At 44.7% G+C, this 1,670-nt stretch carries 2 protein-coding genes; both read left to right on the forward strand.

Annotated elements, in window-relative coordinates; translation table 11 throughout:
* The first annotated feature begins 536 nt into the window (after positions 1-536).
* The gene (locus E1176_RS01360; protein ID WP_155208785.1) at positions 537-851 is read left to right on the forward strand and encodes a hypothetical protein; all 315 of its coding nucleotides are present in this window, start codon (positions 537-539) and stop codon (positions 849-851) included.
* Positions 852-917: 66 nt separating this feature from the next.
* Complete coding sequence (locus tag E1176_RS01365) at positions 918-1,634, forward strand: hypothetical protein (RefSeq protein WP_185152532.1); 717 nt, start codon at positions 918-920, stop codon at positions 1,632-1,634.
* Positions 1,635-1,670 lie beyond the last annotated feature (36 nt).

Raw genomic sequence — 1,670 nt, forward strand, 5'->3', positions numbered from 1 at the left:
AGATTCCGGATCAAGTCCGGAATGACAGCCTGTTTTAAAATAGTTCTAACTCACAGCACTAGTCATCACTCAAAGCTCACAGCTCTTCTAAAATTTAGAGGGACTCTTCGCTACCACTCTGATTGACGTCCTGAGAGGAGACTGAGCAAACTCAAGACTCAAAGCTCTTAACTCGCGATTCACAGCTCTAAGCTTTCCACGCTATGCCTTTAGCTCTCTGCGCTAAGCGCTTCGCTCTCCGCCCTAAGCTCCTACAAACGGCTTCGAGTACCTCAGCCTGACACAAAGGGATTACACTCGTGTACTCGCGACTCAAGACTCAAAGCTCTTAGCTCGCAACTCACGGCTCTCCGCGCTAAGCTCCCACAAACGGCTTCGAGAACCTCAGCCTGACTTATGCTCAACGCTCGCCACTCACAGCTAGTAACTCAAAGCTCATAGCTTCTTAGCTCTCTGCTCTCCGCTCTGTGCTCCGAGCTCCCCACTTTGCGCTTTGCCCAATCTCTTACTATATTGAATTTTTCAACCCTATACCAATGGATCACTATTTCAAAGGCATAACCCGGATTACAATCATATGCACCATTCTAGGTTTTCTCATCACCGGGTCTTTAATTGCTTTTAACATCAAGACTGAGCCTAAGCTACCTCATTATGTAGTGCTCGTTGACTCCGCCAAACAAAAACAGGACACACTGCAGTTTTTACATCGGGCGAAAACGCAATATGACTCCAATAAGATTGACAAAACCCTTTTCAAGAAATTTATATCTAAGCCCGATTCTGCCAGTCATAAACCTCAGCAAGCTGACAAATCATCCACTGACAATGAAACAGATTTACCCACTTAGCGAGCAAGCCATTTCTTCTTTCATTTCAACCCTGAGTTTCTGGTCTGGGTGGTACTCATTACGGTTATGATGTCTATCAGCATGGGTATCTCTCCCCTACTGCTCGACCGCCTGTTTTATTTACAATCGTGGTTTAAAGTTTCTAAACAAACGCTTTGGGGTATCGCGGCTATTGGCTTAGGCTTTGGGGTGGTCTTTCTTTTCTTACTGGTAAAAAACCCATACCTCTATACTTATACGGACTGGATAGACTATCTCGGTATTCTGGTGAGTAAAACCTGGGTGCTGCAGGTGGTGATTGCCGTGCCCACCGTGACCGGACTTATTGCTTTGTTTGGCATGATCTTCATTTCTAAAAGCATTGATCAGCTAAAGCCTGACAAAAAACATACGTTTAAAGAGCAGTTTACACTTTTGAATAACTCATTACGCTTTTTTCTTTTGGTCTCCACCACGCTTATCACTTTTGCTGTGTTTACTACTGGTGCCTTGCGGAAGGCCATTTTGCAAGAGGTAGTTGCCAAAGGCATAGACATGATTCCAATTGAGTTTGTATACCTGTACGGCTTACAGTTTAGCATTGTGTTGGCGATCTTTTACCTACCGATCTACTACCAGCTGCGCAATCACGCCCAGACATACCTCAATTCGGTGGACGATCAGGAGGCTCACCCAAGCATTTCTGCTTTTATGAACGAGTCGATAAGCGACTCTCTGAAAGTAGCCCTCTCGATTCTGGCCCCACTGATTAGTGGCTTTTTGCCGGATATGATTCATTTTTAGGATAATTTTTTTCCTTTGAATATTGCCACAGTGCTT

Source organism: Fulvivirga aurantia, from assembly GCF_009711475.1.
In the GTDB taxonomy this organism is placed as follows: Bacteria; Bacteroidota; Bacteroidia; order Cytophagales; family Cyclobacteriaceae; genus Fulvivirga; species Fulvivirga aurantia.

What these genes read in the sequence shown, in the direction of transcription:
- E1176_RS01360 (WP_155208785.1), top strand. Translation starts at nt 537, where the DNA reads ATGGATCACTATTTCAAAGGCATAACCCGGATTACAATCATATGCACC.
- E1176_RS01365 (WP_185152532.1), top strand. Translation starts at nt 918, where the DNA reads ATGATGTCTATCAGCATGGGTATCTCTCCCCTACTGCTCGACCGCCTG.